This is a genomic window from Kribbella sp. NPDC049174 (genome assembly GCF_043197365.1).
Classification (GTDB): domain Bacteria; phylum Actinomycetota; class Actinomycetes; order Propionibacteriales; family Kribbellaceae; genus Kribbella.
The window spans coordinates 130,927-157,095 of the sequence record NZ_JBICSZ010000002.1; the positions used below are offsets into that span (position 1 = coordinate 130,927).

At 68.4% G+C, this 26,169-nt stretch carries 30 protein-coding genes; 18 read left to right on the forward strand and 12 right to left on the reverse strand.

The window, feature by feature from the left end; all coding sequences use genetic code 11:
• Positions 1–26 precede the first annotated feature (26 nt).
• Entirely contained in the window at positions 27–368 is a 342-nt protein-coding gene (locus ACGFIF_RS11120; RefSeq protein WP_393153994.1) for a hypothetical protein, read from the forward strand.
• The gene (locus ACGFIF_RS11125) at positions 365–1,108 is read left to right on the forward strand and encodes an SDR family oxidoreductase (protein ID WP_393153996.1); all 744 of its coding nucleotides are present in this window, start codon (positions 365–367) and stop codon (positions 1,106–1,108) included. Before ACGFIF_RS11120 ends, ACGFIF_RS11125 begins: the two co-directional genes overlap by 4 nt.
• 61 nt (positions 1,109–1,169) lie before the next feature.
• On the opposite strand, the gene ACGFIF_RS11130 is transcribed toward ACGFIF_RS11125, so the two are convergent.
• The 4 genes from ACGFIF_RS11130 to ACGFIF_RS11145 form a co-directional block, all read right to left on the reverse strand.
• Entirely contained in the window at positions 1,170–2,096 is a 927-nt protein-coding gene (locus ACGFIF_RS11130; protein ID WP_393153998.1) for an RNA polymerase sigma-70 factor, read from the reverse strand.
• A gap of 166 nt (positions 2,097–2,262) precedes the next feature.
• Positions 2,263–2,727 carry a bifunctional nuclease family protein gene (locus tag ACGFIF_RS11135; RefSeq protein WP_184802629.1) on the reverse strand — a complete coding sequence of 155 codons (465 nt, stop codon included), beginning with the start codon at positions 2,725–2,727 and terminating at the stop codon, positions 2,263–2,265.
• A 174-nt stretch (positions 2,728–2,901) separates the two neighbouring features.
• Positions 2,902–3,780 carry an NUDIX domain-containing protein gene (locus tag ACGFIF_RS11140; protein WP_393154000.1) on the reverse strand — a complete coding sequence of 293 codons (879 nt, stop codon included), beginning with the start codon at positions 3,778–3,780 and terminating at the stop codon, positions 2,902–2,904.
• A 9-nt stretch (positions 3,781–3,789) separates the two neighbouring features.
• Entirely contained in the window at positions 3,790–5,949 is a 2,160-nt protein-coding gene (locus ACGFIF_RS11145) for an RNA degradosome polyphosphate kinase (RefSeq protein WP_393154002.1), read from the reverse strand.
• Between the two features lie 87 nt (positions 5,950–6,036).
• Between ACGFIF_RS11145 and ACGFIF_RS11150 the strand changes: the two genes are divergently transcribed.
• Complete coding sequence (locus ACGFIF_RS11150; RefSeq protein WP_393154004.1) at positions 6,037–7,098, forward strand: alpha/beta hydrolase; 1,062 nt, start codon at positions 6,037–6,039, stop codon at positions 7,096–7,098.
• Here the strand turns inward: ACGFIF_RS11150 and ACGFIF_RS11155 are convergent.
• From ACGFIF_RS11155 to mshD, 3 genes are all read right to left on the reverse strand, one after another.
• The gene (locus tag ACGFIF_RS11155) at positions 7,095–7,679 is read right to left on the reverse strand and encodes a PKD domain-containing protein (protein ID WP_393154006.1); all 585 of its coding nucleotides are present in this window, start codon (positions 7,677–7,679) and stop codon (positions 7,095–7,097) included. The two genes, ACGFIF_RS11150 and ACGFIF_RS11155, sit on opposite strands and share 4 nt — an antisense overlap.
• A 320-nt stretch (positions 7,680–7,999) precedes the next feature.
• A complete protein-coding gene (locus ACGFIF_RS11160; protein ID WP_393154008.1) occupies positions 8,000–8,629 on the reverse strand; it encodes a DUF6318 family protein in 630 nt (209 codons plus the stop codon).
• A gap of 208 nt (positions 8,630–8,837) precedes the next feature.
• Positions 8,838–9,755 (reverse strand): mycothiol synthase, encoded by a 918-nt coding sequence (mshD, locus tag ACGFIF_RS11165; RefSeq protein ID WP_393154010.1) that lies wholly within the window; start codon positions 9,753–9,755, stop codon positions 8,838–8,840.
• A 119-nt stretch (positions 9,756–9,874) separates the two neighbouring features.
• On the opposite strand from mshD, the gene ACGFIF_RS11170 reads away from it, so the two are divergent.
• The 3 genes from ACGFIF_RS11170 to ACGFIF_RS11180 all read left to right on the forward strand — a co-directional run bounded on the left by ACGFIF_RS11170 (position 9,875) and on the right by ACGFIF_RS11180 (position 12,355).
• The gene (locus tag ACGFIF_RS11170) at positions 9,875–11,659 is read left to right on the forward strand and encodes a bifunctional metallophosphatase/5'-nucleotidase (RefSeq protein WP_393154012.1); all 1,785 of its coding nucleotides are present in this window, start codon (positions 9,875–9,877) and stop codon (positions 11,657–11,659) included.
• 27 nt (positions 11,660–11,686) lie between these two features.
• Positions 11,687–11,854 (forward strand): hypothetical protein, encoded by a 168-nt coding sequence (locus ACGFIF_RS11175; protein WP_393154014.1) that lies wholly within the window; start codon positions 11,687–11,689, stop codon positions 11,852–11,854.
• Between the two features lie 192 nt (positions 11,855–12,046).
• Entirely contained in the window at positions 12,047–12,355 is a 309-nt protein-coding gene (locus ACGFIF_RS11180; RefSeq protein ID WP_393154016.1) for a hypothetical protein, read from the forward strand.
• Positions 12,356–12,488: 133 nt separating this feature from the next.
• Here the strand turns inward: ACGFIF_RS11180 and ACGFIF_RS11185 are convergent, their stop codons facing one another.
• On the reverse strand, positions 12,489–12,728 hold the full coding sequence (locus ACGFIF_RS11185; RefSeq protein WP_393154018.1) for a MoaD/ThiS family protein: 240 nt from the start codon (positions 12,726–12,728) through the stop codon (positions 12,489–12,491).
• 163 nt (positions 12,729–12,891) lie between these two features.
• Here ACGFIF_RS11185 and ACGFIF_RS11190 point away from each other — a divergent pair, with 163 nt between their 5' ends.
• Entirely contained in the window at positions 12,892–13,602 is a 711-nt protein-coding gene (locus ACGFIF_RS11190) for a winged helix-turn-helix domain-containing protein (protein ID WP_393154020.1), read from the forward strand.
• 293 nt (positions 13,603–13,895) lie between these two features.
• Positions 13,896–15,188: a hypothetical protein gene (locus tag ACGFIF_RS11195; protein WP_393154022.1), complete on the forward strand. Its 1,293-nt coding sequence runs from the start codon at positions 13,896–13,898 to the stop codon at positions 15,186–15,188.
• Here ACGFIF_RS11195 and ACGFIF_RS11200 read toward each other — a convergent pair.
• Genes ACGFIF_RS11200 through ACGFIF_RS11210 form a run of 3 tightly spaced genes read right to left on the reverse strand, consistent with a single transcriptional unit; the run spans position 15,151 to position 16,945 of the window.
• Positions 15,151–15,759 carry a hypothetical protein gene (locus ACGFIF_RS11200; protein ID WP_393154024.1) on the reverse strand — a complete coding sequence of 203 codons (609 nt, stop codon included), beginning with the start codon at positions 15,757–15,759 and terminating at the stop codon, positions 15,151–15,153. The genes ACGFIF_RS11195 and ACGFIF_RS11200 overlap by 38 nt on opposite strands.
• The gene (locus ACGFIF_RS11205) at positions 15,756–16,325 is read right to left on the reverse strand and encodes a hypothetical protein (RefSeq protein ID WP_393154026.1); all 570 of its coding nucleotides are present in this window, start codon (positions 16,323–16,325) and stop codon (positions 15,756–15,758) included. The genes ACGFIF_RS11200 and ACGFIF_RS11205 overlap by 4 nt, the downstream gene beginning before the upstream one ends.
• On the reverse strand, positions 16,322–16,945 hold the full coding sequence (locus ACGFIF_RS11210) for a hypothetical protein (RefSeq protein ID WP_393154028.1): 624 nt from the start codon (positions 16,943–16,945) through the stop codon (positions 16,322–16,324). Before ACGFIF_RS11210 ends, ACGFIF_RS11205 begins: the two co-directional genes overlap by 4 nt.
• 34 nt (positions 16,946–16,979) lie before the next feature.
• On the opposite strand from ACGFIF_RS11210, the gene arfB reads away from it, so the two are divergent.
• The 7 genes from arfB to ACGFIF_RS11245 all read left to right on the forward strand — a co-directional run bounded on the left by arfB (position 16,980) and on the right by ACGFIF_RS11245 (position 22,381).
• Complete coding sequence (arfB, locus tag ACGFIF_RS11215) at positions 16,980–17,414, forward strand: alternative ribosome rescue aminoacyl-tRNA hydrolase ArfB (RefSeq protein WP_393154030.1); 435 nt, start codon at positions 16,980–16,982, stop codon at positions 17,412–17,414.
• A gap of 87 nt (positions 17,415–17,501) precedes the next feature.
• Complete coding sequence (locus ACGFIF_RS11220) at positions 17,502–17,960, forward strand: TlpA family protein disulfide reductase (RefSeq protein ID WP_393154032.1); 459 nt, start codon at positions 17,502–17,504, stop codon at positions 17,958–17,960.
• Between the two features lie 61 nt (positions 17,961–18,021).
• The gene (locus ACGFIF_RS11225) at positions 18,022–18,903 is read left to right on the forward strand and encodes an RDD family protein (RefSeq protein WP_393154034.1); all 882 of its coding nucleotides are present in this window, start codon (positions 18,022–18,024) and stop codon (positions 18,901–18,903) included.
• 276 nt (positions 18,904–19,179) lie between these two features.
• Complete coding sequence (locus ACGFIF_RS11230) at positions 19,180–19,644, forward strand: DUF4395 domain-containing protein (protein WP_393154036.1); 465 nt, start codon at positions 19,180–19,182, stop codon at positions 19,642–19,644.
• A 13-nt stretch (positions 19,645–19,657) separates the two neighbouring features.
• A complete protein-coding gene (locus ACGFIF_RS11235) occupies positions 19,658–20,506 on the forward strand; it encodes a sulfurtransferase (protein ID WP_393154038.1) in 849 nt (282 codons plus the stop codon).
• Positions 20,507–20,509: 3 nt separating this feature from the next.
• On the forward strand, positions 20,510–20,806 hold the full coding sequence (locus ACGFIF_RS11240; protein WP_393154040.1) for a DUF1416 domain-containing protein: 297 nt from the start codon (positions 20,510–20,512) through the stop codon (positions 20,804–20,806).
• 348 nt (positions 20,807–21,154) lie between these two features.
• Positions 21,155–22,381, forward strand: coding sequence for a choice-of-anchor P family protein (locus ACGFIF_RS11245; RefSeq protein ID WP_393154042.1), 1,227 nt, complete (start codon positions 21,155–21,157; stop codon positions 22,379–22,381).
• Between the two features lie 107 nt (positions 22,382–22,488).
• Here ACGFIF_RS11245 and dtd read toward each other — a convergent pair whose 3' ends face one another.
• Positions 22,489–22,914 (reverse strand): D-aminoacyl-tRNA deacylase, encoded by a 426-nt coding sequence (dtd, locus tag ACGFIF_RS11250; RefSeq protein ID WP_393154044.1) that lies wholly within the window; start codon positions 22,912–22,914, stop codon positions 22,489–22,491.
• A gap of 93 nt (positions 22,915–23,007) precedes the next feature.
• Between dtd and ACGFIF_RS11255 the strand changes: the two genes are divergently transcribed.
• From ACGFIF_RS11255 to ACGFIF_RS11265, 3 genes are all read left to right on the forward strand, one after another.
• Positions 23,008–23,832 carry a 3-keto-5-aminohexanoate cleavage protein gene (locus ACGFIF_RS11255; protein ID WP_393154046.1) on the forward strand — a complete coding sequence of 275 codons (825 nt, stop codon included), beginning with the start codon at positions 23,008–23,010 and terminating at the stop codon, positions 23,830–23,832.
• Positions 23,833–24,011: 179 nt separating this feature from the next.
• The gene (locus ACGFIF_RS11260; protein WP_393154048.1) at positions 24,012–24,569 is read left to right on the forward strand and encodes a hypothetical protein; all 558 of its coding nucleotides are present in this window, start codon (positions 24,012–24,014) and stop codon (positions 24,567–24,569) included.
• Positions 24,569–26,161, forward strand: a complete 1,593-nt coding sequence (locus ACGFIF_RS11265; RefSeq protein ID WP_393154050.1) for a hypothetical protein — start codon at positions 24,569–24,571, stop codon at positions 26,159–26,161. Before ACGFIF_RS11260 ends, ACGFIF_RS11265 begins: the two co-directional genes overlap by 1 nt.
• Positions 26,162–26,169 lie beyond the last annotated feature (8 nt).

Genomic DNA, 26,169 nt, shown 5'->3' on the forward strand with positions numbered 1-26,169 from the left:
ACGGCCGGAGCGTTGCCCAACGGGCATTGGACGTTTCGACGGCGAGTCTGGCGCTCGCGGGTCTGCTCGGACTGGTCATCCTCGTCACCCGCCGGCCACGAGCCATCCGGGCCTGGGGTCCGCTGGGGGCCGCGTGGCTGGGGACCGGCGCGATGTTCTGCTCGGGCGGCTATCAACTCACCCTCCTGCTCGCGCCCAGCACACCGTTCGATGCGGCCGGCGGTGGATGGTTCGGCCTGATCATCGCCGCCCAGGTGGTTGCCGGCCTGCTGGGCGCGATCATCCTTCGCGGAGTTCCCCTCCCGCCGAGTCGTGAAGTGGCTCACAGATGTCACAGCCGACCGCGGCATCTCGTCTCGGGGGCATGACAAATACGGAACAGACCTCGGTGTTGATCACCGGAGGCAACAAGGGACTTGGTTTTGAGGCGGCCCGGCGGCTCGGCGAGCAGGGTTGGACCGTCTTCCTCGGCTCGCGTGACGAAGGTCGAGGACAGGCAGCTGCCGACAAGCTGGCTGCCGAGGGCGCGAACGTGGTCATGATCCCGCTGGACGTGACCTCGGACGAGTCGGTGGCCGAGGCGGTCCGGCTCGTGCAGAAGCACACCGAACGGCTGGACGTGCTGATCAACAACGCCGGCGCGCCAGGCAAGGGTGTTGCGCCGGCGGACGCGACGGCTGATGAGATCCACTCCGTCTACGACACCAACGTGTACGGACCGATCAGGGTGACGCACGCGTTCCTTCCGCTGCTGCAGGCGGCGGAGAACCCCCGGGTGGTGATGGTGTCCAGCGGAGGCAGTTCCTTCACCGTCGTGACCGATCCGGAGCAGCCTTTCTCGAAGTTCCACGAACTTGCCTACAGCTCGTCGAAAGCAGCGCTGAACATGGTCACCGTCCGGTACGCCCAGGCGCTGCCGAAGATCAAGTTCAACCTCGCGACTCCCGGCGAGATCGCGAATCGCAAGTTCGCCGCCACCGACATGAACAACCACACCGGCCAGCTGACGGTCACCGAGGGCACCGACTCGATCCTGAGACTCGCGATGCTCGACGCCGACGGGCCGACCGGAATCTTCGTCGACCGCCTGGGTCCCGTTGCATGGTGAGCACCTGCCGCGCTCAGGGCGGATCGGCTATCCGCCCTGAGCCGACTGGCTGGTGCGCAGGTCAGCCTTCGAGCCGGCGGCGGGTCTGCTGCAACTCGCGGGTGATCGCCCAGGCGTCCCCCACCGGACCGAGGTGCCCGAGCTTGTCGGGGTTGAGCACCGAGCGGATCGTCTGGATCCGTCCGTCGAGAGTGTCGAGTGCGAACGTGCTGACCACCTTGCCGTCCCGATCGCGAAGAATCGCGCCCGGCTGGCCGTTCAGCTCGCGGAGCTCCACGCTCGCCTCGATCCGGGCGAGCACCGGGAACATCGACGCGAGGAGGCGGGCCACGTTGTCGGCACCGACCACGCTCCTGGCCAGTGCGGGCGCCTTGCCTCCCCCGTCCCCGACCAGCTGGACGTCGGCCGCCAGCAACTCACGCACTCCATCGATGTCGCCGTCCCGGAGCGCGTCGAAGAACCGCGCCGCCAGTTCGTCGCGCTCCCGGCGGTCCGCCTGGAACCGGGAGCGTCCCAGGTCCATGTGGCGCCGCGCCCGGACCGCCAGCTGGCGGCAGGCCGCCTCCGACCGCCCGACGGCGGACGCGACCTCCGGAAAGCCGAACCCGAACACTTCCCGCAGTACGAAGACCGCCCGTTCGAGCGGGGACAGCCGCTCGAGCAGCACCAGGGCCGCCATCGACACCGAGTCCGCCAGTTCGGCCGACCGCGCGGGATCCTCGTAGGGGTCGGTGAGCAGCGGCTCGGGGAACCACTGCCCGACGTACTTCTCCCGCCGGACACGCGCCGAGCGCAGTACGTCGATCGAGACGCGCGTGACCACGGCGGAGAGGAACGCCTTGGTCGACGCCGGCTTCGTCGGGGAGGACTCGTAGCGCAGCCAGGTCTCCTGGACCGCGTCCTCCGCCTCGGCCACGCTGCCGAGGATCCGGTAGGCGATCGAGAACAGCAGCGCCCGCAGCTCCTCGAACTCCTCAGCCGGCGTCACGCGGGTTCTCCCGTGACACTCTGCAGCCGGCCGAGAACTCCGGTTCCACCCGTCACGAACACTCGCATCACGTCGACCTCCTATCAGGTACTGGCTTCCACCACCAGGACGAGACAGCCGAAGCATTCTGTGACATGGAGGACGGCACTGAGGAGACGAACGTGAGTCAGCTGGAGAAGTCCTCCGGGGCGACACCGTCGAGGAACTGGCGGAAGCGTTCCAGCTCGGCCTGCTCTTCTTCCGGGGTGGCGACGCCGGCTTCGCGCAGGACCTGTTCGGTACAGCGGATCGGGGTGCCGAGTCTGACCGCGAGGGCGACCGAGTCGCTCGGCCGGGCCGAGACGCGGGCGCCGTTGGCCAGTACGAGCTCGGCATAGAACACGGCGTCGCGCAGTTCGACGATCTCGACCGCCTCGATGTGCACGCCGAACGCCTCGATCAGGTCGCGCATCAGGTCGTGGGTGAGCGGCCGCGACGGACGGAGGCCCTGCTCCTCGTAGGCGATCGCGGTCGCCTCGACGGAGCCGATCGAGATCGGCAGGTAGCGGTAGCCCTCGGTCTCGCGCAGCATCATCACCGGCGCCCGGTTGGGTGATTCCATCCGGATCCCGATCAGTGTCAGTTCTCGCATCATCGTCATGGTGCGCCCCGAACCTCTCCTCAGACCCGGGCCCGGTGGGGCGCCAGGTTCCTCGGTAGGAACATACCCGCCAGTTCCGGTGTCATCCGGCCACCCCGGCGGCTGTGCCTTGATCGTCACCGACCCGTGCCACTCCGTATGCCGTACCGCGGAACGCGGCGCCGGTCAGGGGGCGCCGAAGCGCTCGTAGATCAGCCGGCCGTCGCCCAACCGGTGGGCGACCAGGAACGCTCCCGGCGAGAACTTCCCCACCCTCAGCCCGAATTCGCGAGCCAGCGCGGGCAGCACCGGCCGGTGCGAGCAGACGACCGTCACCTTGCCCGGCTTCCATGCCTTGTCGGCCAGCCCGCGGACCGCATCGGCGTCCGCGCCGAATCCACGCTCCGAGATCTCCGGCCAGAGGTGGATGTGCCGGTCGATCGAGGCGGCGTACGGCGTGACTGTCGCAACGCACCGTTCCGCGTCGCTGCTGATGATCTTGTTCACACCCAGCGCGGCCAGTACGCCGGTGAGCCGCTCGGCCTGGCCGGTCCCGGTGGTGTCGAGCGGCCGGACCGTGTCCTTGCTCTCCCATTCCTTCCGCTTGACCGCCTGCGCGTGACGCAGCAGGACCAGTGTGGCGACGACGGGCACGACACGACCCAGGCAGTCGAGGATGTCCACGTCACGCGGGTAGCTGAGCCTGTCGCGGGCCTCGTCCACCGAGAGCCAGGCGACTTTGTCGACCTCGCTGTTGGGCTCGAACTCGGCGTCCTCGTCCGCTGTGGCGGACCAGTAGTGCACGAGCTTGTCCGCGGTCCCGCCGTTCTTGCGGACCGTGTAGCGCTGCACACCGAGCGACGGACCGAGGACCACCTGCTGCCCGGTCTCTTCCTCGATCTCACGCCGCGCACCGATCAGCACGTGCTCGTGCGGCGTGAGCTTGCCCTTCGGAAGCGACCAGTCGTCGTACCGCGGCCGGTGCACGAGCAGCACCTGCCGGGTGCCGTTGCGCTCACGCCAGACGACACCGCCCGCGGCGATGACGGTCGCCGGGTTGCTCATGGATTCACCCTAGGTAATGGGGTCAGCAGTTCTGCGGCGCCCACGCGTGGCGATGAGTCTTTCCTGCAGATCGCGCAGTGATGCTCCGTCCGGACCGGTCAGTCTGGGCTGCCAGGTGTCGTCAGGCTGCAGCCACCACGAGCTGGTGTCCTGGTCGAGCGCCAGGTCGAACATCTCCCGCAGCTCACCGACGTGGTCCAGCTCCTTCAGCTGGACCAGCACCTCGACGCGGCGGTCCAGGTTGCGGTGCATCAGGTCCGCCGAGCCGATCCACACCTCCGGCTCACCGCCGTTCTCGAACCAGAACACCCGGCTGTGCTCGAGGAACCGGCCCAGGATGCTGCGCACCTGGATGTTCTCGGACAGCCCGGGTACGCCGGGGCGGAGCGTGCAGATGCCGCGGATCCACAGCTCCACCGGTACGCCGGCCTGCGACGCTCGGTAGAGCGCATCGCACAGGGCCTCGTCGACCAGGCTGTTCACCTTGATCCGGACCCGGGCCGGACGACCGGCCAGGTGGTGCTGCACCTCTCGGTCGATGCGCTCGACGAGCCCACGTCGTACCGACTGGGGAGCGACCAGGATCCGCCGGTACCCGGCGCTGCGGGCGAAGCCGGAGAGGTGGTTGAACAGGTGTGCGATGTCCTCGGTGACCACCCTGTCGCTGGTGAGCAGTCCGAGGTCCTCGTACAGCCTGGCGGTCTTGGGGTGGTAGTTGCCGGTGCCGATGTGGGCGTACCTGCGCAGGCCGTCCGGCTCGTCGCGGACCACCATCGACAGCTTGCAGTGCGTCTTGAGGCCGATGACGCCGTACACGACGTGGCAGCCGGCGTGCTCGAGCTGACGGGCCCACTTGATGTTCGCCTGCTCGTCGAAGCGGGCCTGGATCTCCACCAGCACCAGGACCTGCTTGCCGGCCTCGGCGGCGTCGATCAGCGCGTCCACGATCGGGGAGTCACCGCTGGTCCGGTAGAGCGTTTGCTTGATCGCGAGCACGTGCGGATCGGCCGCGGCCTGCTCGATGAACCGCTGCACGCTGGTCGAGAAGGAGTCGTACGGGTGGTGCACCAGGACGTCGCGCTGCTTCAACGCGTAGAACATGTCCGCCGGGTTGGCCGTCTCCACCTCGGCCAGGTGCGGGTGGGTGGACGGCACGAACGCCGGGTACTTCAGCTCGGCCCGGTCCAGACCCGCGATGGCGAACAGGCCGCGCAGGTCCAGCGGACCGGGCAGCTCGAACACCTCCGCCTCGGTGACACCCAGCTCCGACAGCAGCAGCGCCTTCACCTGCGGGTCGATCGACTCCTCGACCTCGAGCCGGACCGGCGGACCGAACCTGCGGCGCAGCAGCTCCTTCTCGAGCGCGGCCAGCAGGTTCTCCGCGTCGTCCTCCTCGACCTCCAGGTCCTCGTTGCGGGTGACCCGGAAGGTATGGTGCTGAATGACCTCCATCCCCGGGAACAGCTGTCCCAGGTGGGTTGCGATGACGTCCTCCAGCGGTACGAACCGGCCCTCGGCCACCGGGATGAACCGCGGCAGCAGCGGCGGCACCTTCACCCGGGCGAAGTGCTCGCCACCGGTGTCGGGGTTGCGGACCACGACGGCCAGGTTCAGCGAGAGACCGGAGATGTACGGGAACGGGTGCGACGGGTCCACCGCCAGCGGGGTCAGCACCGGGAACACGCGTTCCCGGAAGAACCGGGTCATGTCCTCGCGCTCGGTGTGCTCCAGATCGTCCCAGCGCAGGATGTCGATGCCCTGCTCGGTCAGCGCCGGCTGGACCACCTTCCGCCAGGTCTCGGCGTGCCGGTCCATCAGCTCACGGCTGCGCGTCAGGCTGCGGTCGAGCACCTCGCGCGGCATCAGCCCGCTGGCCGCCTTCACCGCCACCCCGGCCGCGATCCGGCGCTTCAGACCGGCCACCCGGACCATGTAGAACTCGTCCAGGTTGCTGGCGAAGATGGCCAGGAACTTGGCCCGCTCGAGCAGCGGGATCCGATCGTTCTCGGCCAGCTCTAGGACCCGTTGGTTGAAGGCCAGCCAGCTCAGCTCTCGATCCGAGAACCGATCCGCCGGAAGGTCTCCGGCCGCCGCGATGTCGTACGGCGGCTCGACGTCGTACTCCCGGTTGTGGGATGCCAGCAAGTCTCCAGCCACGTTGACCAGCATCGCACCCTTTGGTGAACGAGAGGTGGCCGAGGGCATGTCGATCTTCGGTTGCTTGCCTTGCCGCTTCTGTTGCTAGCGTCACTCCTTGTGAACCCACGACTGGACTCGCTGCTCCGCGGCACGGTGACCGCCGTCCAAGCGAACGCCCTGACACCGCTGTACGCGCTGCCCACGGCGGTCCGGCGGCGGCTCGCCGGCACACCGATCCAGATCGACGGCAACACCCTCTGCCCCGAGCTGCAACTGCTCCTGCGGGTGCAATCGTTGTTGCCGAGAACAACGAAATCCGACGCCGCCACCGCGCGTGCGCACCTGAAGACGTTGTGCAAACTGGTCTCCGGGCACCCGCGTGAGCTACAGCGCGTGACCGATCTCACCGTCCGCGGCGCCGACGGCCAGCTCGGGGCCCGCCTCTACGTCCCCCGCGACGCCGGCCGAGGCCTGCTGGTCTTCCTTCACGGCGGTGGCTGGGTCGTCGGCGATCTCGACACCCACGACGCACTCTGCCGCGCGCTCGCCGAGGACGCCGGCATCCGGGTCCTGGCGGTCGACTACCGGCTCGCCCCGGAGGCCCCGGCCCCGACCGCCGCCGAGGACGCCATCGCCGCCTTCACCTGGGCCGTCGACCACGCCGAAGACCTGGGCGCCGACCCGTCACTGGTCGCCGTCGGCGGTGACAGCGCGGGCGGCAACCTCGCCGCCGTCGTCGCCCAGCAATGCGTCCGCCGCGACCTCCCGCGGCCCGCACTCCAGGTCCTGCTCTATCCCGCCCTCGACCTGGTCCACCGCCGCCCCAGCCGAGACCTCTTCGGCGAAGGCGACTTCATCCTCACCGAGTCCGACATCATCTGGTACCGCGACCACTACACCCCGGACCCGTCGATCCGCCCCGACCCGATCGTCTCCCCACTCCTGGCCGACGACCTCACCGGCCTACCCCCCACCTACATCACCACCGCCGGCTTCGACCCCCTCCGCGACGAAGGCAACGAATACGCCGAAGCCCTCAAGTCCGCCGGCGTCCAGGTAACCCACCACCCCCACCCCGCCCTGACCCACGGCCACAGCAACCTACAAACCCTCCCCGGCCACACCCGCGAGGCTCACAAAGCCCTAACCACCCACCTCCGCCAAACCCTCAACCCCTAACCCCCCGGCTCCACCAACACCGGCACAGCCTCCCGAACCTGCAGCGGGGTAGCCGGTCCAGTGACCGGAATCGTCCCGTCCACGTACTGCGGTCCCGTGCCGGCCACGTCGAAACTGGCCGCATAGTGTGCCGTCACAGTGAGGCTTACCGATCCACGCTTCAAGTACTTATGCGTGATCTCCTTGGCCGGAAACGGAGACCCCGGCGATTCCGTGGTCACCGTCGTCCCATCTCCAAAGTTCCAGGTGTAACGCACCGGCGTAGCCCTGACCACCACCGGAAATCCCAGCAACGTCACCGTCCGAACGGTCACGCCGTTGTCATCGGTATAGACAATCGTGTCGTAATTGACGAGCGTCCGTCCCGTCGGCTGCACATGCACAACCAACTGCGGAAACAGCACAACCCGCCACTGCGCCAGGATCTGCTCCCACGTCACATCCTGCGGCCGCGGCTGCACCACCTCAGGCGGCAACGTCCGCCGCGTCGGCCTCAAGGTCTCAGGCACAACAGGCTGGCATCGATTCGGCCCCGGCGTAGTCCCATCAGCCTCACGCAACCCGCAGATACCGATGTTCATGCGGAACGGTCGTTGCTGATCCGCTCGGGGTTTAGGCGCGGATCGCCCCGGGCGGGGGTGACGCGGGCTCTGCGGCTTCGCTGCCTGCTCCGGCGTGCTGTTGAGCTGACTGCGTTCGCGTTGCCGCCTCCGTTGTTCAGCGGTGAGCACCAGACCGTGCTTCCCGCCGCGTCCTGTGACCTTCGGAGGCGGTGTCGCAGATGCCTCGAACGAACCATTCTGATCGACGACTGTCGACCCGGCGGCGTGCGTCGTTCCCACAGCCGCCGCGCATGCGACGGTCGCGACAAGCAGCGGCGGAACCAGCCAGGTGACGCGCCTCACTCGATGATCTCCAGCTCGTACATGATCCAGTTGCTGCCTTGTGTAGCGAGCGTGAACTCCATCACCGCCGTGCTGGCCGGGCGAGCAACGGGCTTGGCCGACGGCGACGGGCGTTCCATGTAGGCACCACTGCGTACCTCGGCGGAGCCGCCGACCTTTCCTGAACTTCCGCGAACGACTTCCTTCACAGAGACAAGATGGTCGAGGTAGTCGCCGGACAGGCCGCCATTCGATCCGTTCGAGAACTTGACGAAATCGCTGATCGCCTTACAGCCGATGCAGCCTTTGTCGCTTTCGCTGAGGAAGTACTGCGAGTCGCCTGTGGCGTAGGCGTAATTCTGTAGCGAAATGTAGTAGCTGATGAAGGATTCGGCCGCGGCGAGTGTCAACCCCGTCGCGTTCGAAGGCCGTGTAGGCGGAGACGCTGGCGCGGAGGTAGCCGTAGGTGTCGTCGTGGCTGTCGGGGCAGTCGTTCCAGTAGGGCCGTTCGATGTGGCGGTTGAGCCGCTTGGTGGGTTTGTGTTGGGGCGGCCGGCTTCAGGGCTGCCGGGGGTGCAGGCGGGTAGGAGCGCTAGTGCGCTGAGGCAGGCCAGGAGGAGTGGTAGGGGCCTGTTGCGGTTAGTCACGGGTGTCAGCCCTCCGTAGTCGACACCGATCGTAACGGCGGGTGGGAGCGGCTCGGGATGTCAAAAGGTGCAGCTGTGGATAAGTGGTTGGGGCCGGGAGCCGCCCGGCTGGGGGGTTAGAGGCACGGACGGCTCCCGGCTGATGGCGAGACGGGGGTGGGTGGGGTTTATGACGCGAGGTGAGCGGGTGAGTTCGCTGTGATGCCGTTCACAGGGGATTGGTGGGGGCGAACTGGACGTCCAGGGCGGCTGTGGTGAAGCCCAGGGAGGTGTAGAGGCCGCGGGCGGCGGTGTTGGTGCCGTCGACGTACAGGACGATGGCGTCCAGGCCGCGGTCCTCCTGGAGGTGCTGGAGTCCCTGGAGGGTCAGGGCCTTGCCGAGGCCGCTGCCCTGGTAGGCGGGGGATACGCCGACGACATAGACCTCACCGACTCCTTCCTCGACCTTTGTCCAGTGGAACCCGGCCAGCGCGCCACTCGTCGAGTCCACGGCCAAGAAGAAGCCGGCCGGGTCGAACCACGGCTGCTGGAGCCGCTCGGCCAGGTCGGCGGCTGTCCAACTGCCCTGCTCCGGGTGGTCCGCAAACGCCAGGCTGTTGACCTCCAGCCACGCTGCCTCGTCCTGCCCGGGTACGAACGCCCGTACGGCGATCCCCTCCGGCCAGACCGGTTCGGGGAGTGCGGCCCTGGTACGCCGGAGGAAGTAGAGCTCCCGAGTTACCTCCAGACCCAGTCGTGCTGCGAGTTCGTCGCTGCCCGGGAGTCGTCCATGCGCCCACACGCGGACCCGTGCACCGCCGTGGTCGAGCAGCATGCGTAGTAACGCAGTACCAGTGCCCTGTCGTCTGGCTGCGGGGGAGACGACCAACTCGGCCGAGCCGTCCGGTGCCAGGGCGCCGTACCCGATCAGGTTTCGGGCGCTCTGGAGGCCGGTCACCTCGATCGTGCCCGGTTCGCCTTCGTACGCGAGGACGTGCAGGTCGCCTGGGTGTTCGCCGTCGAGGTGGAGCAGGGTGCGTTCCGACAGCGGGTTCACCCCGTCGCTCTGTGCAGCCAGGCGGGCGAGTTCCGTGATGGCGGAGGCGGTGGCCGAGGGCAACGGTGAGGGTACGGCTTCGAGGGTCACCCGAATACCGTAAAAGGTCCGGGTCAGTTCATGCTCAGGTCCTTGGAGAGGTCGCGTCACCTCGGGTAATTTTCGCGGCACCGCACACCAGCGGAGACCGAGACTACGACGGAGTAGACATGGCCTTGACAGGACGAGACACGACGCGGCTGCGGGGACGGCGGGCTGTCGGCCTGCTGGCCGCCGGGATGGCCGCGGTACTCGGCTTGGCCACGGGGGGAACCGTGACCCAGGCTGCGACGGCCAAACCCAAGCCGACGCACACCCAGATCCAGCTGCTCGCCATCAACGACTTCCATGGGAACCTGGCGCCCAACAGCCCGACCAGCTCGAGCGGCAACGTCAACGGCACGCCCGCGGGTGGCGCCGAGTTCCTCGCGACGCACCTGAAGCAGATGCGTGCCGCCGCCGCGGCCAAGGGGCAGCAGTCCGTCACGGTCGCCGCGGGTGACCTGATCGGCGCCTCGCCGCTGCTGTCGGCGGCGTTCCACGACGAGCCGACGGTCGAGGCGCTGAGCGGGATGGGTCTGGAGATCGCCTCCGTCGGCAACCACGAGTTCGACGAGGGCTGGCACGAGCTGCTCCGGATGCAGTCCGGCGGCTGCCTGCCGGACGGCGACGGGCAGAACAACCAGAACTCCTGCCCCGACCCGGCGAAGCCGTTCACCGGCGCGAAGTTCAAGTACCTGTCGGCGAACGTGTTCTTCGAGAACACCCAAGACACGCTGTTCGCGCCGTACAAGATCAAGACCTTCAAGGATGGCCGCAAGGTCGGGTTCATCGGTATGACGCTGGAGGACACCCCGAACATCGTCACCAAGGCCGGTGTCGAGGGCCTGACCTTCACCGACGAGGTCGCGACCGCCAACAAGCTGGTCCCGATCCTGAAGAAGAAGGGCGTCGAGTCGATCGTCGTGCTGCTGCACGAGGGTGGTTTCCCGGCCGACCCGCGGGCGTACAACAGCTGTCCCGGGATCTCCGGGCCGATCATCGACATCAACGCGGGCCTGGACCCGGAGATCGACGCGATCATCTCCGGCCACACCCACCAGGGCTACAACTGCACGCTGCAGGACAAGGACAAGCAGCCGCGGCTCGTCACCAGCGCGTCCTCGTTCGGCAAGCTCGTCACCGAGGTGCGGCTGAGCATCGACAACAAGACCGGTGACGTCGACCGGGCGAACACGATCGCCAACAACCAGATCGTCACCCAGGACGTGCCGAAGGACGCCCGGACCAGCGCGCTGATCACGAAGTACCAGACCCTGGTCGCGCCGATCGCGAACAAGGTGATCGGGCACATCACCACGCCGTCGGTGTCGCGGACGCCGGACGAGTCGCTCGAGTCGCCGCTGGGCAACCTGATCGCGGACGCGCAGCTCGCCGATCCGTCGGTGGTGACGGACGGGAAGACGCCGGTGGTGGCGTTCATGAACCCGGGCGGTATCCGCGCCGACCTGGCGTCGAACGCTGGTGCGGTCACCTTCGGACAGGCGTTCACCGTGCAGCCGTTCAACAACTTCCTGGTGTCGATGGACATGACGGGTACGCAGATCAAGGCCCTGCTGGAGCAGCAGTTCTCCGGCGTGAACGGTCCGGAGGCGCCGAAGTTCAAGGTGCTCCAGGTCGCCGGTATCACCTACACCTGGAACCCGGCCGCGGCCGCGGGCTCGAAGGTGGTTCCCGGTTCGATCGAGATCGCCGGCCAGCCGCTGGTGGACGGTACGACTTACCGCATCGTCACGAACAACTTCCTCTCCGACGGCGGCGACGGCTTCCCGGCCTTCACCACCGCGACGAACAAGTTCTTCGGCGGCCTCGACATCGACGCCTTCTCCAACTACCTGACCGCCCACGACCCGTACACCCCGGTCGCTACCGACCGCATCTCTATCGGCTCCTGAGCCTGCTCCGGTACGTCGCGAGTCGACGTGCCGGAGGCAGGAGCGCTACGCACGTACGCCGGTACGCCGCCGACCGCGGCGTACCGGCGACGCGGGGGAGCCGCAGCCGGCGGGAGCTGGGACGCGGATGACAGGATCGCCGGCGCGTTCGACAAGCCGGCGGGTGCAGCCGTCCGGGTCGGCGCTAGGCGGTGAGCCTGACCAGGTGGGCGGCGTGCTGGCGACCGGGGAGGCCGGGGTGCTGGCGACCGGGGAGGGCGGCGTGCTGCCGGTCAGGTAGGTCGGGATGGCGCGGTTTGGGGTGTTCTTGAGGTTGAGCGGGCAGCTTTTTACGTTCTGGGGGGTTGCTGGTACCTTGCGTATTCGGTCTTTCACGGAAGGTGACCGATGGCGCACGTTGCTCCGACTTCGCATCGCCGTGCGACCCGCGCGTCGCATCGCGGGCATCGCAGTGCAGACGGGCCGATCCAGCTCACGACCTGGCTGGGGCTCACGTTCGCGATGGTTCTCGGTCTGGTGCTGACCGGACGGTCGCACGTCGGCGTTCATGCGGCCGGTATCACGCTGCTGATCATGCTGGTGCCGCTGACTGTGGCGGTGTTCGGTGCCGGGTTGCGGCGCGGGATCGGCTCCGGGAAAGCGGCGCTGGTGACGGCCGTCGCGTTCACGTTCGTCCTGCTCAAGTTCTTTCTCTGAGCCCGGGCGTTCTGGAACCCGATCAGTCGCCCGCGAGGATCAGCCGCCGGCGAACGCGCCCGCGAGGATCAGCTGCCCCGTGAGGATCAGTCGCCCGCGGATGTCAGCCGCTGGCGAGCGCGCCCGCGGCTGATCAGCCGCCGGCGAATGGGGGGAGGGCGTCGACTTGGGCGCCTGCGTGGAGGGTGGTGGTGGGGTCGGCGCGTTGGCCGTCGAGGAGGAAGGTGCAGATGCCGAGGACGCGGGCGAGCTCGGGGCGGTCGGCCGAGACGGCGCCGATCAGGTCGCGGATCGAGGCGGCTTCGGCGGTTGCGGAGGACTCGCCGGCGGCCGTGCGGGCGGCGGCGAAGTACCTGATGGTGACTTCCGGCATCTGAGAGAAGGCCTCACTAATCGGTTAAGTCTTCCGCTATTATGTCAGCTTGCTCTTGCTTTCCAGTGTGACTCAGGCCCCCGGCAACGACGCCGCTGGGGCCTGACGTGCAAAAGGACCGGATCGCTCACCGGGGATCCGACGACCAGCACAAGGAGACAGCGTGAGTACGTTGCTTCTGCTGACGAACGCGCTGCAGGCGTCCACCGAGGTGCTGCCCTCGCTCGCTCTGCTGCCGCACCAGATCCGGATCCTTCCCGCCGAGGTCGCCGCTCTGGTCGACGCCCCGGACGCGGATGCCGTCCTGCTCGACGCCCGCCGGGACCTGGTCGCGGTGCGTGGCGTGTCCCGTCTGATCCGGACCACCGGGGTCGACGTACCGCTGATCCTGGTCGTCACCGAGGGCGGTCTGACCGCGGTGAACGCCGACTGGGGTGCCGACGACGTACTGCTCGACACCGCCGGTCCGGCCGAGATCGAGGCCCGGCTGCGGCTGGTGATCGGCCGCCTCGCGGCGGCGCGGAACGAGGACCCCGACACCTCCCTGATCCGCAGCGGTGACGTCGTGATCGACGAGGCGTCGTACACCGCCAAGCTGAACGGACGGGCGCTCGATCTGACCTACAAGGAGTTCGAGCTGTTCAAGTTCCTCGCGCAGCACCCGGGGCGGGTGTTCACCCGGGAGCAGTTGCTGCAGGAGGTGTGGGGGTACGACTACTTCGGTGGGACCCGGACGGTCGACGTGCACGTACGGCGGTTGCGCGCGAAGCTCGGCCCGGAGCACGAGGCGCTGATCGGGACCGTCCGCAACGTCGGCTACCGCTTCGTCATCCCGCCCAGCACCACCCGCGAAACCGCGGACGCCACCGCCTGACCTCTTCACATCCCGACAAGCCGCCAGAGCCCGAGCTCCGGCGGCTTTGTCAGCTCCTGGGCCCAGGTCCTGAGCCGGAGGTCCGGCGGCTTCGTCGGCGCCCTGGTCCGCAACCGCGGCATCGGACGAGTCCTGAGCCGGAGCTCCGGCGGCTTCGTCAGGTCCTGAGCCCGGCCGGGAGTGACGCTCTCGGGAGGTAGGTTGCTCGTGTGGCGGCGGAAACGGGGAGCCTGCTCACTACGGTGGGGCGGGCTGGGGGATTGTTCGGGCGGGCCTGGCCTCGGCTATTGGCCGTGTTCTTGATTGCGCAGCTGGTGCATCGAGCGCTGCAGTGGGTGGCTGTCCAGGCAGGCGCCAAGGCCGAAGCGGCCGGGATCGCAGTGCTGGCGTTGCTGGTGGTGGTCTCGCTGGCAATGTATGTCGCGATGTTCCTGGTGCTCAGGGGTGAGCTGCCGTTCCACAAGCGGGCGGTTGCCGAGGGCATGCTTGCGCCTGACGGGGTAGAGCCGGGCGTGGAGCATCGGGCGCTGGACGCGCTTGCGGCGGCGCTGCTGCCGTTCCTGGCGTTCTACGCGGCGTACAAGTTCCTCCAGGCCGAGGCGCTCGACTACGAGTACCAGTTGGCTGTTCACAAGGTGAACGAGACGGTGGCGACGGTCCTGACCGGCGGGTCGGCGCCGCAGGAGTCGCAGGGGCTGCAGTCGTTGTCGACCTGGTTGTTCATCGGCCTGGGCGTCTCGGCGTACCTGCTCCGGCTCGCGGCCAAGAAGTGGAAGCGGGAGAAGGAAGGCCCGGTCCGGAAGCTGTTCGTTACGTATCTCGAGGCGTTGTGGATCTTCGTGGTCGCGTACCAGGCGTCCTCGTTCATCCCGTCGCCGAAGACGTGGCTGCAGGAGCGGCAGGTCTGGCTATGGGTGCAGGACGCGTACGGCTGGGTGCTGGACCACGTGCTGGGGATCAGCCAGGTCCGCGAGCTCTGGGACACCGGCACCGGATTCGTTGCCGCCGGTATCGGCGATCTGTGGAACGCCGCGGTGCTGCCGCTGATGTGGATCACGATGACGGCGGTGATCTACGGCCGGGCCGCGCACAAGGTGGAGAAGGCGCAGCCGCGCTGGCGGTTCGACCGGATCACGAATCGCTGGCAGCGGACGCCGCGGATCGTCCGGGCGGCGGGCAACTCGGTGGTGGCGGACTGGCGGGACCGGTGGACGCCAGTGATGGACGCGTTCCGGTTGGTGGTGCGGTCCGGGCTGCGGCCGATGCTGGGGTACTTCCTGGCCTGGGCGGTGGTGACGTTCGCGGCCAGCGGGGTGTGGATCGCATTGAAGCTGTGGGTGCTCGGCCCGCACTCGCTGCAGTTCTGGCAGGTCGTTGACGAGCCGCTGAGCCTCGTTACCGACGGCCTGAAGATCATGCTCCAGGTCAGCCTGCTGGCCGCCGCGTACGACCGGATGATCGGCGGCCTGTCCGGATACCTGACCCCACGGACCCGCGCCGTGCACGAGCAGCCCGAGGGCGACCAGGGTGTGACCGACCTGTCGGCCGCTACCTCGGGAATGCCAAGTACTGAGGGAGCTTCGTAGCCCACGTGATCGTCGGCTCCGCGCTTGAAGCGACAGCGGACGGTACGACGAACACGGCGACCGTGTCGAAGGGCTTACCAGCCACCGGCTTCAGGTAGTACTGCGCAGCCGCACCACGCCAACTCTGCGGCTCCGAGTCGTACCCACCCGTGCAACCGGTCGGCCGATCCTGGAAGTCGCCGGCAGTCGACGACGACTCGTTCCACACCCGTCCATCCGGCGCTCGCAGTTGCGGCCGGCACCCGCCGAGTCCCTCCAGTGCAGACAGGTTGTCGACCTGCAGACGGAAGTACACGCGCACCCGCGTGGCTCCGGCCGGTATGGGATCGACCTGCCGGCCGGCGCCCGCTTGGGGGTCCTCCTCGACGCTGGCGGCGTACCAGGTGGCTCCTGCGTACGACGTCCCGCCCGCGGCGACGGCCACCGGGTCACGCGGCTCGGCGGCGTACCAGGACTTGTAGTCGCTCCGCGTGGACCACCAGCCGGCCAGCGGGATGGCGATGACCAACGCTCCCAGCGCGGCCGTGTTCGTGCGGAACCAGCCCCGCCGGGCCCGGCGCGCGCCGGTCATGACTCGCTCGCCCGGGTTAGCGACACCACGTCCTCGACCGTCGGAGCCGAGTCGACCCCGAGCGGGATGGTTGCCTGCGGCTCCAGATCGCTGAAGATCGCCTTCTCCATCACCTGCAAGGTTGCTCCAGGCAACTGGGAAGCCGGCAACTCGACCACGAACGACCCCCGCACCGGGATGTCCGGGGCGAACTCGAAACCGGTCAGATCCACCCGGTCGAGGCCGCTGCGGTTGGCGCCGAGATAGATGACTCCGTCCGCGGCCTTGATCCGGACCGAGGCCAGGTGGATCGGCTCGCGGGTTGCGGTGACGACGGCGTCCACGACAACGAAGTTCGACAGGGTGTCGCGCGCCGTCGACGAGCCCGGGATCCGCAGCTTGCGACCGATCCGGACGCCCTCGATGGTCAGGTCGAACCGCGGTGTCTTCACCGCACGACCGACGACCCCGTTCACCGCGACGGGTTCCTGGATGTCCTTCTGCGTCGGGGTGAGGCGGTAGAGACCGACGATCGCGACCAGCACAGCGAGTGTGAGCGACACGTTGACCAGCTTGCGCGCGCTCATTTCGTGTTGTCCTTGACCGCGACTGTGCTCTCGGCGGCGATGTCACCCGGCAGCCACTTCTCGTGGTGATCCAGCAGCGACTGCTCCTGGTGGTCGTAACCCCGCACCGTGAGCTCGACCGACGGCGGCAACTCGGTGGCCTTGGGCAACTTCCAGACGTACGCGACGTCCTCGGCGAAGCCGGGTGTGAGCACCGGATTCATCGTCGCGTCGCGCAGATTGGTGGTGCCGAGCGGCGCGTCGGTGTCCTTGATCCCCGGTACGCCGACCAACCTGATCAGGTCGCTGGACGGCGCCGTACCGGTGTCGTCGGTGACCTTCAGCTTGGTCACCACAGCGATGAGCGCGCCGCCGTCGTCCGGTGTGAACAGCGGCTTGAGGTCCTTGACCGTGACCACGCGCTGGATCGTCACCTCGTACCGGCCGGCATCGATCGCCGTACGGGCGTCAACGCGCGGTGTCTCGTCCGCGGCCTTCTTCAGGCCGCCGAACACGGCCGAGATCGCCAGCAGCACCGCACCCGTGCTGAACACCCACGTCCGGACCGACCGGCCGCGCACCTTGATGTCTTTCAGTTCCGGGAGTTCTTCCTCCCGGCCCCCGCTCCCCGTTTCCTGCACGGGCAGCAGCCTAACCATCGAGAGGTCCGGTTGAATGGGCGTTGTGGACAGCGGGCTGGTGGTGCGGGCGGGGGTGGTGATCCCGGAGACGGAACTGCAGTGGCGCTTCTCCCGGTCCAGCGGTCCGGGTGGGCAGTCGGTCAACACGACGGACAGCCGGGTCGAGCTGAGTTTCGACGTCGCGGGTACGACGGCTTTCACCGACGTACTGCGCGCTCGCGCGCTCGAGCGACTCCAGTCTCGGCTGGTGAACGGCGTACTGACCGTGGCTGCGTCGGAGCACAAGTCTCAGTGGCGCAACCGGGAGGCGGCGCGGGCCCGGTTGGCTGCGCTACTGCGGGACGCGATCGCGGCGCCGCCGAGGCAGCGTCGGCCGACCAGGCCCAGTCGGAACTCGGTCCGCCGCCGGCTGGACGAGAAGAAGCGCCGCAGCGAGACCAAGCGACTCCGCGGCCGCCCCGACGACTGAAAGGTCCCCCGACGACTGAAGCCGCCCGTTGTCCGAGGGGTGAACGACCGTTTGAGCCCATCCACCAGCGACGTACGCTGGATTGTCATGAGCCTGGGGATGTGGGTGCTGGTCGGTGCGGTCGCCGCCGGCGTCGTTCTCAGTCTGCTCAAATCCAAGCTCGACGGGCGGTTCCGGGGCACCCGGCTGCTGCGAAAGACACAGGCGCACGAGGTGGACAGCGTGGACCGGGTTTCGGCGGCGGACGTCGGCGGTGAGCTGGGCGAGCGCGCGACATTGCTGCAGTTCTCCTCGGCCTTCTGCGCGCCGTGCCGGGCGACCCGGCGGACCCTGGCCGAGGTCGAGGGCATGGTCGACGGCGTGCGGCATGTCGAGCTCGACGCGGAGGCTCATCTCGAGCTGGTCCGCCGGCTGGACATCCTCCGCACCCCGACGACTCTGGTCCTCGACAGCACCGGCGCGATCGTCAAGCGAGCCAGTGGCGCACCGCGCAAGCCCGACGTGATCGCCGCGCTGGCGACCGCGATCGAGCACGCACCCCGCTGAGCCGCGTCCGGTTACTGCCACCGGTTGGCGGATGGACCGCCGGGTAGGTGATGCTTTGGCGGTGAGCTATCCAGCCGGTTGGTACGACGACCCACAAGACCAGGCCCAGCAACGCTACTGGGACGGCAGCGCGTGGACCGACGACCGCCGTCCACGGCAGGGCCCTCCGCCGTACCAGGGCACGTTCGGCCAGCCCGCCGGCCAGCAGTTCGGGCAGCCGGCCCAGCACGGCCAGGTGTACGGCGGCGCCCAGCCAGGGCCGGCCCAGTACGGACAGCCACAGCAGTACGGCGGCCAGCCGCAGCAGTACGCCGGTCAACCGCAGCAATACGGTGGTCAGCCGCAACAGCCGTACCCGCAGCAGCAGTACGGCCAGGGCTACGGCTATCCCGGTCAAAAGGTGTACACGACCCCTGACGGTCAGCAGCTCTCCGGCTGGTGGCGCCGGGTGTTCGCCCGCATCATCGACTCGATCATCGTCGGCATCATCGGCCTGCCGCTCACCGGCTACTTCTACTGGCAGTACTTCAAGTCCGTGTGGGCCTACATGGAAGACACCATGGACAGTGCCGCGGCCGGTACGCCGCAGACGAGCTTCGCACTGCCCGCGGACGCCTATCAGTGGATGATCCCGGCGGTGCTCATCGGCATCGTGGTCTCGTTCGTGTACGAGTACTTCTTCCTCACCCGCAGTGGCGCCACCCCGGGCAAGAAGGCAGTGGGGATCGCGGTCCGGCTGCGCGACGTACCCGGTCCACCGCCGGGAGTCGCGGTGGTGAAGCGGTTCGGCTTCTACACCTCGCTCAGCCTGCTCAGCGCGATCCCGGTGATCGGCACCCTGTTCAGCTTCCTCAGTCTGATCAACTATCTGTGGCCGCTCTGGGACGACAAGAAGCAGGCGCTGCACGACAAGTTCGCCGGAACCAACGTGGTCAGGACGTAGTCTTGTCCGCAATGTGATCAATTGTCTCATTTGATGGGACCACGGGTGGCGGGCCCGCCCGCTTTCCGTACTCTCGATCCGTGGCTTACACGACATGGTTGACCAAGCGCCGGGCAGTGGACAACTGCCGGATGCGCTCGTCGCTGTGTCGTCGCCGCTGACCAGGCGGCGTCCCGAGCGCTGCGGAGACCGGTAGCTGAGCACGGTTCCGCGTACGTCGCCTCCCGCGTATCCGGGCGGGTCTGACTCGAACCACCTCCTCCTCCGGGAGTCGTCATGTCCGATCAGACGGCACAACAAGCCACCAAGGTCGACCCGCGTGGACTCCGGTTCGCGGCGGGCGTCACCACCGTGCTGCTCGCGTTGACGCTGATCCTGAACAGCGCCTGGCCGCTCGCGGTCCAGGCCGTGGTGTTCGCGATCTCCGTCGCGTTCGGCGTCCAGGCGTCGCCGTACGGGCAGCTGTTCAAGCGGCTGATCCGCCCCCGGCTGGGTCCGCCCAAGGAGCTGGAGGACGCGGCCCCGCCGCGGTTCGCCCAGTTGGTCGGCCTCGTCTTCGCGGTCGCCGGTCTGGCCGGGTATCTGACCGGTGCCACCGTGCTGGGCGTGGTCGCCACCGGATTCGCCCTGGTCGCCGCCTTCGTGAACGCGGCCGTCGGGCTCTGCCTCGGTTGCGAGGCCTATCTGCTGATCCACCGCATTCGTACGCCAACCCGTGGCACCAACGCAGCTACCAACTGAGAGGCAGCACACCATGAGCAGGGAATCCGCGCTCGTCTCGGCCGACTGGGTCGAGGAGCACAAGACCGACGCCGGTGTCGTCCTGATCGAGGTCGACGAGGACGTCTCGGCGTACGACGCCGGCCACATCGCCGGTGCGATCAAGCTGGACTGGAAGGACGACCTGCAGGACCCGGTCCGGCGCGACTTCGTCAACCAGGAGCAGTTTGAGGCGCTGCTGTCCGACCGCGGCGTCAAGGACGACGACACGGTCGTCCTGTACGGCGGCAACAACAACTGGTTCGCGGCCTACGCGTACTGGTACTTCAAGCTGTACGGCCACGGTGACGTCCGGCTGCTCGACGGCGGCCGCAAGCGCTGGGAGCTGGACAGCCGCGAGCTGACCGACGAGGTCGTCAAGCGCGAGGCCACCGAGTACAAGGCCAAGGCGCCGGACCTGACCATCCGCGCCTTCCGCGACGAGGTCGGCGAGGCCATCGGCGTGAAGAACCTGGTCGACGTCCGCAGCCCCGACGAGTACGCCGGCCGGCTGCTGGCCCCGGCCCACCTGCCGCAGGAGCAGGCGCAGCGGGCGGGTCACATCCCGACCGCCGCGAACATCCCCTGGAGCAAGGCCGCCAACGACGACGGCACCTTCCGGGCCGACGACGAGCTGAAGGCGCTGTACGCCGACGCCGGTGTCGACTTCGGCAAGGACACCATCGCCTACTGCCGCATCGGCGAGCGGTCGGCGCACACCTGGTTCGTCCTGCACGAGATCCTCGGGCAGGCGAACGTCAAGAACTACGACGGTTCCTGGACCGAGTGGGGTTCGCTGGTCGGCGTACCCGTTGCCCTCGGCGACGAGCCCGGAAAGGCCTGACACATGTGCGGAGCGAAGAAGGGCGGCCTCGACCTCAAGGGTGTCGACGTCGATAAGGAAGCAGTGATCCAGGGCCAGGTCCTGCGCGGTGAGGAGCCGGTCGGCGGCGCGTACGTGCGGCTGCTGGACGCCTCTGGTGAGTTCACCGCCGAGGTGCCGACGTCGGCGACCGGGCATTTCCGGTTCTTCGCGGCGCCGGGCAGCTGGACGCTGCGGACGCTGGCCCCGAAGGCCGAGCCGGTCGACCGCCAGGTCGTCGCCCAGTACGGCGCGGTCGCCGAGGTGGCCGTCGCCGTCTGAGCGGTACGCCGAAAACTGGCCCGTCACCGATGGCGGTGGTCGGTCGTTACTGATGGTGCCGCCACCACCTGACGGCGGCCCACCCTGATGGCGGTGCACCCTGATGGCCCGAAGGGCCCGGACCTTGCGCGTTCGGGCCCTTCGGCATGTCCGGATTCGCCTGTACGACGGGCGGTTTCGGCCATTGCTCCGGGGTTACGGGTCGCCCCGGGAATCTCGCGCACCGAACCTGCATGTAACGGTTTGGTCTCGGAGCGGAACGGTCTCGTTACCTACCGCAACCGGCTGAGTTGTGTCTGTGTCCTGGCCCGCCATCCGGGTCACGTCATCACTCAGGGAGGAGGGGTCATGAGACCCCGCATCGGATACAAGAAGCTCGCTGCTGTCGGTGTTGCGGCAGTTGTCGGCGTGGCTTCTACGATCGCGCTGACCTCGGGCTCGGCGTCCGCGGCGCCCGTTTTCGGATACAGCGGCTACGCGTTCGGCACCGACGTCCAGTCGGGTCTGGCGAACAGCGGCCCGCAGGTCGTCAGCCAGATCAGCTGCACCACGGACTCGAACCGGTCCGACAAGAACGACCTCGCCGCCGCGAACGTCAACAACCAGGCGATCGCCCGCACCGTGCGGACCGACACCCACTCGTTCAACAACAAGAGCGGCAACGGTGTCACCAGCAACGCGACCGCGGTCGACATCAAGCTCGGCAACCTGCTTCACCTGACGGGTGTGAAGACCACCACCACGTCGGTGTACAAGAACGGCAAGCTGTCCTACACCGGCAGCACCACCTTCGCCGGCGTCAAGATCGGTGCCGTCTCTGTGCCGGCGCTGCTCAAGCCCGAGCCGAACACCAAGGTCGCCGTTCCGGGCCTCGGCTACATCGTGCTGAACCGCGTCGGTGGCGTGAAGACCAGCACCGGCATCTACTCGTACGCGCAGGCCGTCGTGCTGCACGCGAACGTGAAGAACCAGTACATCCCCGAGGGTGTCGACGTCGCGGTACTGAAGACCCGCGCGGAGATCACCAAGCCGGCCACCGCGATGGTGATCGGTGACGCCTACGGCACCAAGGCGCACGTGGACAAGCTGGTCGTCTCCGGTCCGACGTCCTACCAGTCCACCTGCCAGGGCACTGAGGGCAAGACGATCCGGAACGCGGTCGGCGAGCTGAACATCCCGAAGGTCGCCTACGTGGGTGCGGTCTACACCACGAAGAACGGCTTCATGAGCCTGGACAAGTCCGCGGTGAAGTTCACCGCGCACACCGCGGGCGTGAAGGTCGGCAACCTGTCCATCGGCGCGATCGAGTCCTCGGCCGCGGCGTGGAAGACCAAGGACGGCAAGGTCGGTCTGGACTGGTCCGGGACCGTCGCCTCGATCAAGGTCGGCAACAAGGTCTACGCCGTGCCGAACAAGCCGAACAGCACGCTGGAGATCCCGGGCATCGCCAAGCTGACCTTCAACCAGATCGTCAAGCAGCAGCGCTACATCGCGGTCAACGCTCTGGTGATCGACGTGTACAGCCTGAACACCAAGGTCATCGTCGGCCACTCGGCCGCCGGCGTCATCGGCTGATCCAGCCGAACGCACCTTTCTGAGTCGAACCTCACCGATTCAGAACACAACACACCGGCCCCGGCTGGATCCCCAGGATCCGGCCGGGGCCGTTCTTCGTCCGCGGCTCAGGCGTCGAGGATGAGGGTGACCGGTCCGTCGTTCACCAGGGCGACGTCCATGTGGGCGCCGAAGCGGCCGCGTGCCACTTTGGCACCCAACGACTCCAGGGCTGCGCAGAAGGCGTCGTACAAGGGTTCGGAGACCGGGCCGGGGGCGGCGGCGCTCCAGGACGGGCGGCGGCCCTTGCGCGTGTCGGCGTACAGGGTGAACTGGCTGATGGCGAGGATCGGTGCCTGCTCGTCCGCGCAGGAGCGTTCGTCGCGGAGGATGCGGAGGGTCCAGATCTTCGCCGCGAGGGCTCGAGCCTTCTCCTCGGTGTCGTCGTGGGTGACGCCGAGGAGGACCACCAGTCCCGGTGCGTCGATCGCGCCGACGACCTCGCCCTCGACGGTGACCGAGGCCTGGCTGACTCGCTGTACGACTGCTCTCATGCCCCAATCCTGCCGTGCGGGAGATCGTCCGGTTATCAGGGCATCAGGCAGGCAAATGTCCCGTCAACAGGCGGGATCTGGCAGGATCTGTTCATGGCCTCGACTCTGATCACCGTTGCTCCCACCGGCGCCGAGACCGCCAAGGCGGACTGTCCGGCGCTGCCGACCACGCTCGACGAGCTGGTGGAGACCGCCAAGCGGTGCGAGGCCGCCGGGGCCGCGATGATCCACATCCACATCCGCGACGGTGAGCACAAGCCGACGCTGGACCTCGGGCGGCTGACCGAGACGGTGGCCGCGGTCCGGCAGAACACGGCCCTGATCGTCCAGCTGTCGACCGGCGGCGCGGTGACCGATCCGTTCGACCACCGGCTCCGGGTGCTCGATGCCGCGCCGGACTCGTGCTCGCTGACGATGGGCACGGTCAACTTCGGCGACGACGTGTTCATGAACCCGTGGCCGTTCGTGACCGAGCTCTACCGGTTGACCCAGGAGCGCGAGGTCGTGCCGGAGTTCGAGCTGTTCGACCTGGGGCACGTGGCCGCGCTGCACCGGTTGCTGGACAAGTTCGGCCTGCCGTACGGCGGCCGGGTGCACTGCGACCTGGTGATGGGCGTTCCGGGCGGCATGCCTGGTACGACGGACGCCTTGGTTGCCGCGGTCAACGCCCTGCCGGACGCGGTCACCTCCTGGTCCGCGACGGGAGTCGGGCGTACAACGCTCCCGGTCGCGCTGGCCGCGTTGTCGAAGGGCGGCCACCTGCGGGTGGGGATGGAGGACACGCTGACTCTGGCCAAGGGGCAGCCGGTCACCCACAACGCCGAGCTGGTCGAGCGGGCGGCGTCCCTCGCGACCCTGGTGCAGCGCCCGCCGATGTCACCGGACGAGGCCCGCGAACTGCTCAACGTCAAGCGCTGAGGTCCTTGCCTCAAGCAACTCACCGGGCCGGTCGGGACCGTGTCTGCCGTCGGGTGGTTGACCACTCCGTCCGTCGGCTCCCGGACCTGGGATCCGACCGGCGCCCCGGTGCGTCTGTCCCGGAGGTGGTGGCACCGGTCGGGGCTTAGGCTTGGCGGGCTGAGGAGAGGAGTCGACGGGTGAAGACGCAGCTGCGGCCGTCCGACGATGACGAACGCGCCATGGCCGACCTGGCCGAGGTCTCCGACTGGAGATCCGTCTGGGGACCACCGGGAGCCGGCCTGGACGCGATCCGCGCCCTCGTCTCCCGGGTCACCGCGGTCACCGGCTGGCGTCCGTGGGCTCCCGGCAACATCGATCCCGACCGCTACACCTGGGGCCTGGTCACTCCGCGCGAGACCGTGATGCTGGTGCTGCCGGACGCCGTACTGCCGGAGAGTCCGCGCAGCGGCTGGTCGGCGTACGAGATCGGCGCGGCGGAGGTGGCGGACGCGGAGGAAGGGCTGGACGACAACTGGCCCGCGCAGCTGCTGCTGGCGCGGAAGCACTGGGGTGCTCCGGTGTTCGTCGGTCCGGGATCCGATCCGCGGGTTCCCCCGGAGTGGCGGGGGCGCCGTCGCCACCTGGCGGTCTGGCTGCGGCCGGGCGCCGAGTTTCACCTGTACGCGACCCAGCCCGGGCCGGATGACACGCAGGCCGGCTTCGGGTACTCCGTCTATGCGAGCGAGGTGGCTTGATGGCTGACGCGGAAGAGATTTTCCAGCAGGCGATGGCCGAGGTGCGCAGGCAGCTCCAGGCGTTGCGCCGGATCGTGGACGGTCTCAGCCGCCGGCAGCAGGCGCGCTCGTTGCTGGAGCAGATGCGCAACGCCCGGCAGCAGAACCCGGAGCTCGACCGGGCGCTGAACGACCGCGAACGGTCGGACCAGTGGCGGGAGCACGAGCGGCAGATCCAGCAGATCCAGGAAGAGACCAACCGGCTGCAGGAGGACAACGCCCGGCGGGCGGAGGAGATCCAGCGTCAGCAGGAGGAGCTCCAGCGTCGGGAGGAGACGAACCTCGACCGTGACGGTGACCGGGTGCCGGACGACGTCGAGAACCGGCGTGGGGCCGAGGAGGCGAACCGCCGGCGCGACGAGCAGTCCGCGGAGGACGAGCAGTACCGGGATCAGGACGGCGACGGGGTTGATGATGCCGTCGAGGACCGGGAGCGGGAGCAGGCCGAGCGGGACCGGGAAGCCGAGGCGCGGAGGGAAGAGGAGCGCCGGCGGGAGCGTGAGGAGCGGGAGAGCACCGAGCGGGGTGCTGATGCGGCCGCGCCGGTAGCAGCAGCCGCAGGTACGGCGGCCGCCGTCGACGAACTCGACGAGGAACGCGACCGCGAGCTGAACGATCCAGAGGCCGAGCAGATCCGGCAGGACGAGCTGGAGGGTCCGGAGGCTGAGCAGGGGGTGGAGGCGGATCGGGTTCGGCAGGAGGAGCTGGACGGGCCGGAGCGTGAGCAGGAGCCGGAGGCGGACCGGGTTCGGCAGGAAGAGTTGAACGGGCCGGAGGCTGTGCAGGAGCCGGAGGCGGACCGGGTTCGGCAGCAAGAGCTCAGCGGGCCGGAGGCTGAGCAGGGGCCGGAGGCGGGTCGGGTTCGCCAGGAGGAGCTGAACGGGCCGGAGGGTGATCAGAGCCCGGAGCTTGGTGATGATGGTGTGAGCCAGCCTGCTGGTGAGCAGGCTCGGCAGGAAGAGTTGAACGGGCCGGAGGGGGAGCAGACCGGGCAGGACGTCGGCTCCGGTGGTGTTGTGCCGGCCGGGGTTGGGGCGGACCAGCTGGGCCAGCAGGGGGAGCGGCCGCGGGATCCGCTCGAGGATCGGCTGGATCAGGATCGCGCTCAGAAGCAGAGCGGTCGGATGAGTGTGACCGCCGACAGCATCAACGGCGTGGACACCAGAGGCCAGCAACTGCCGGAGGGCGTCTACGCCGGCAGCGCAACGAACCTGCGCGTCGAAGGAACAGGTGCCGGCAACGACGAGCGTGGCGAAGAAGCCGGTGCCGGCGAGGATCGGGGCCGGCCGAACATCCAGTTCGCCGGCGGCACCGTCGACGGTGTGCAGCTCCCCAACGACCACTCCGTCAACTTGGAGGAGTTCGAGCGGCTCAGGGCGCAGCAAACCGCCACCGCCCCCGCAGCCGGCGCGACAAACCGGACGGAGGGCGCAGCCGTAGCAACCGCGCACGGCGGCCGCACCCCCGGCCAGCAGCACCGCGAGGTCACCAGCAACCAGGGCGCGGGCCGGGAATCAGATTCCGGCGGCCGCGAACCCCGCGGCCGCGGCTAGCCCCAGCG

Coding starts and splice junctions, on each gene's coding strand:
- ACGFIF_RS11125 (WP_393153996.1), top strand. CDS start 365: ATGACAAATACGGAACAGACCTCGGTGTTGATCACCGGAGGCAACAAG.
- ACGFIF_RS11135 (WP_184802629.1), bottom strand. CDS start 2,727: ATGCGAGAACTGACACTGATCGGGATCCGGATGGAATCACCCAACCGG.
- ACGFIF_RS11140 (WP_393154000.1), bottom strand. CDS start 3,780: ATGAGCAACCCGGCGACCGTCATCGCCGCGGGCGGTGTCGTCTGGCGT.
- ACGFIF_RS11145 (WP_393154002.1), bottom strand. CDS start 5,949: ATGCTGGTCAACGTGGCTGGAGACTTGCTGGCATCCCACAACCGGGAG.
- ACGFIF_RS11155 (WP_393154006.1), bottom strand. CDS start 7,679: ATGAACATCGGTATCTGCGGGTTGCGTGAGGCTGATGGGACTACGCCG.
- ACGFIF_RS11170 (WP_393154012.1), top strand. CDS start 9,875: ATGGCCTTGACAGGACGAGACACGACGCGGCTGCGGGGACGGCGGGCT.
- ACGFIF_RS11180 (WP_393154016.1), top strand. CDS start 12,047: ATGGCGCACGTTGCTCCGACTTCGCATCGCCGTGCGACCCGCGCGTCG.
- ACGFIF_RS11185 (WP_393154018.1), bottom strand. CDS start 12,728: ATGCCGGAAGTCACCATCAGGTACTTCGCCGCCGCCCGCACGGCCGCC.
- ACGFIF_RS11200 (WP_393154024.1), bottom strand. CDS start 15,759: ATGACCGGCGCGCGCCGGGCCCGGCGGGGCTGGTTCCGCACGAACACG.
- ACGFIF_RS11205 (WP_393154026.1), bottom strand. CDS start 16,325: ATGAGCGCGCGCAAGCTGGTCAACGTGTCGCTCACACTCGCTGTGCTG.
- arfB (WP_393154030.1), top strand. CDS start 16,980: ATGGGCGTTGTGGACAGCGGGCTGGTGGTGCGGGCGGGGGTGGTGATC.
- ACGFIF_RS11220 (WP_393154032.1), top strand. CDS start 17,502: ATGAGCCTGGGGATGTGGGTGCTGGTCGGTGCGGTCGCCGCCGGCGTC.
- ACGFIF_RS11230 (WP_393154036.1), top strand. CDS start 19,180: ATGTCCGATCAGACGGCACAACAAGCCACCAAGGTCGACCCGCGTGGA.
- ACGFIF_RS11235 (WP_393154038.1), top strand. CDS start 19,658: ATGAGCAGGGAATCCGCGCTCGTCTCGGCCGACTGGGTCGAGGAGCAC.
- ACGFIF_RS11240 (WP_393154040.1), top strand. CDS start 20,510: ATGTGCGGAGCGAAGAAGGGCGGCCTCGACCTCAAGGGTGTCGACGTC.
- ACGFIF_RS11245 (WP_393154042.1), top strand. CDS start 21,155: ATGAGACCCCGCATCGGATACAAGAAGCTCGCTGCTGTCGGTGTTGCG.
- dtd (WP_393154044.1), bottom strand. CDS start 22,914: ATGAGAGCAGTCGTACAGCGAGTCAGCCAGGCCTCGGTCACCGTCGAG.
- ACGFIF_RS11255 (WP_393154046.1), top strand. CDS start 23,008: ATGGCCTCGACTCTGATCACCGTTGCTCCCACCGGCGCCGAGACCGCC.
- ACGFIF_RS11265 (WP_393154050.1), top strand. CDS start 24,569: ATGGCTGACGCGGAAGAGATTTTCCAGCAGGCGATGGCCGAGGTGCGC.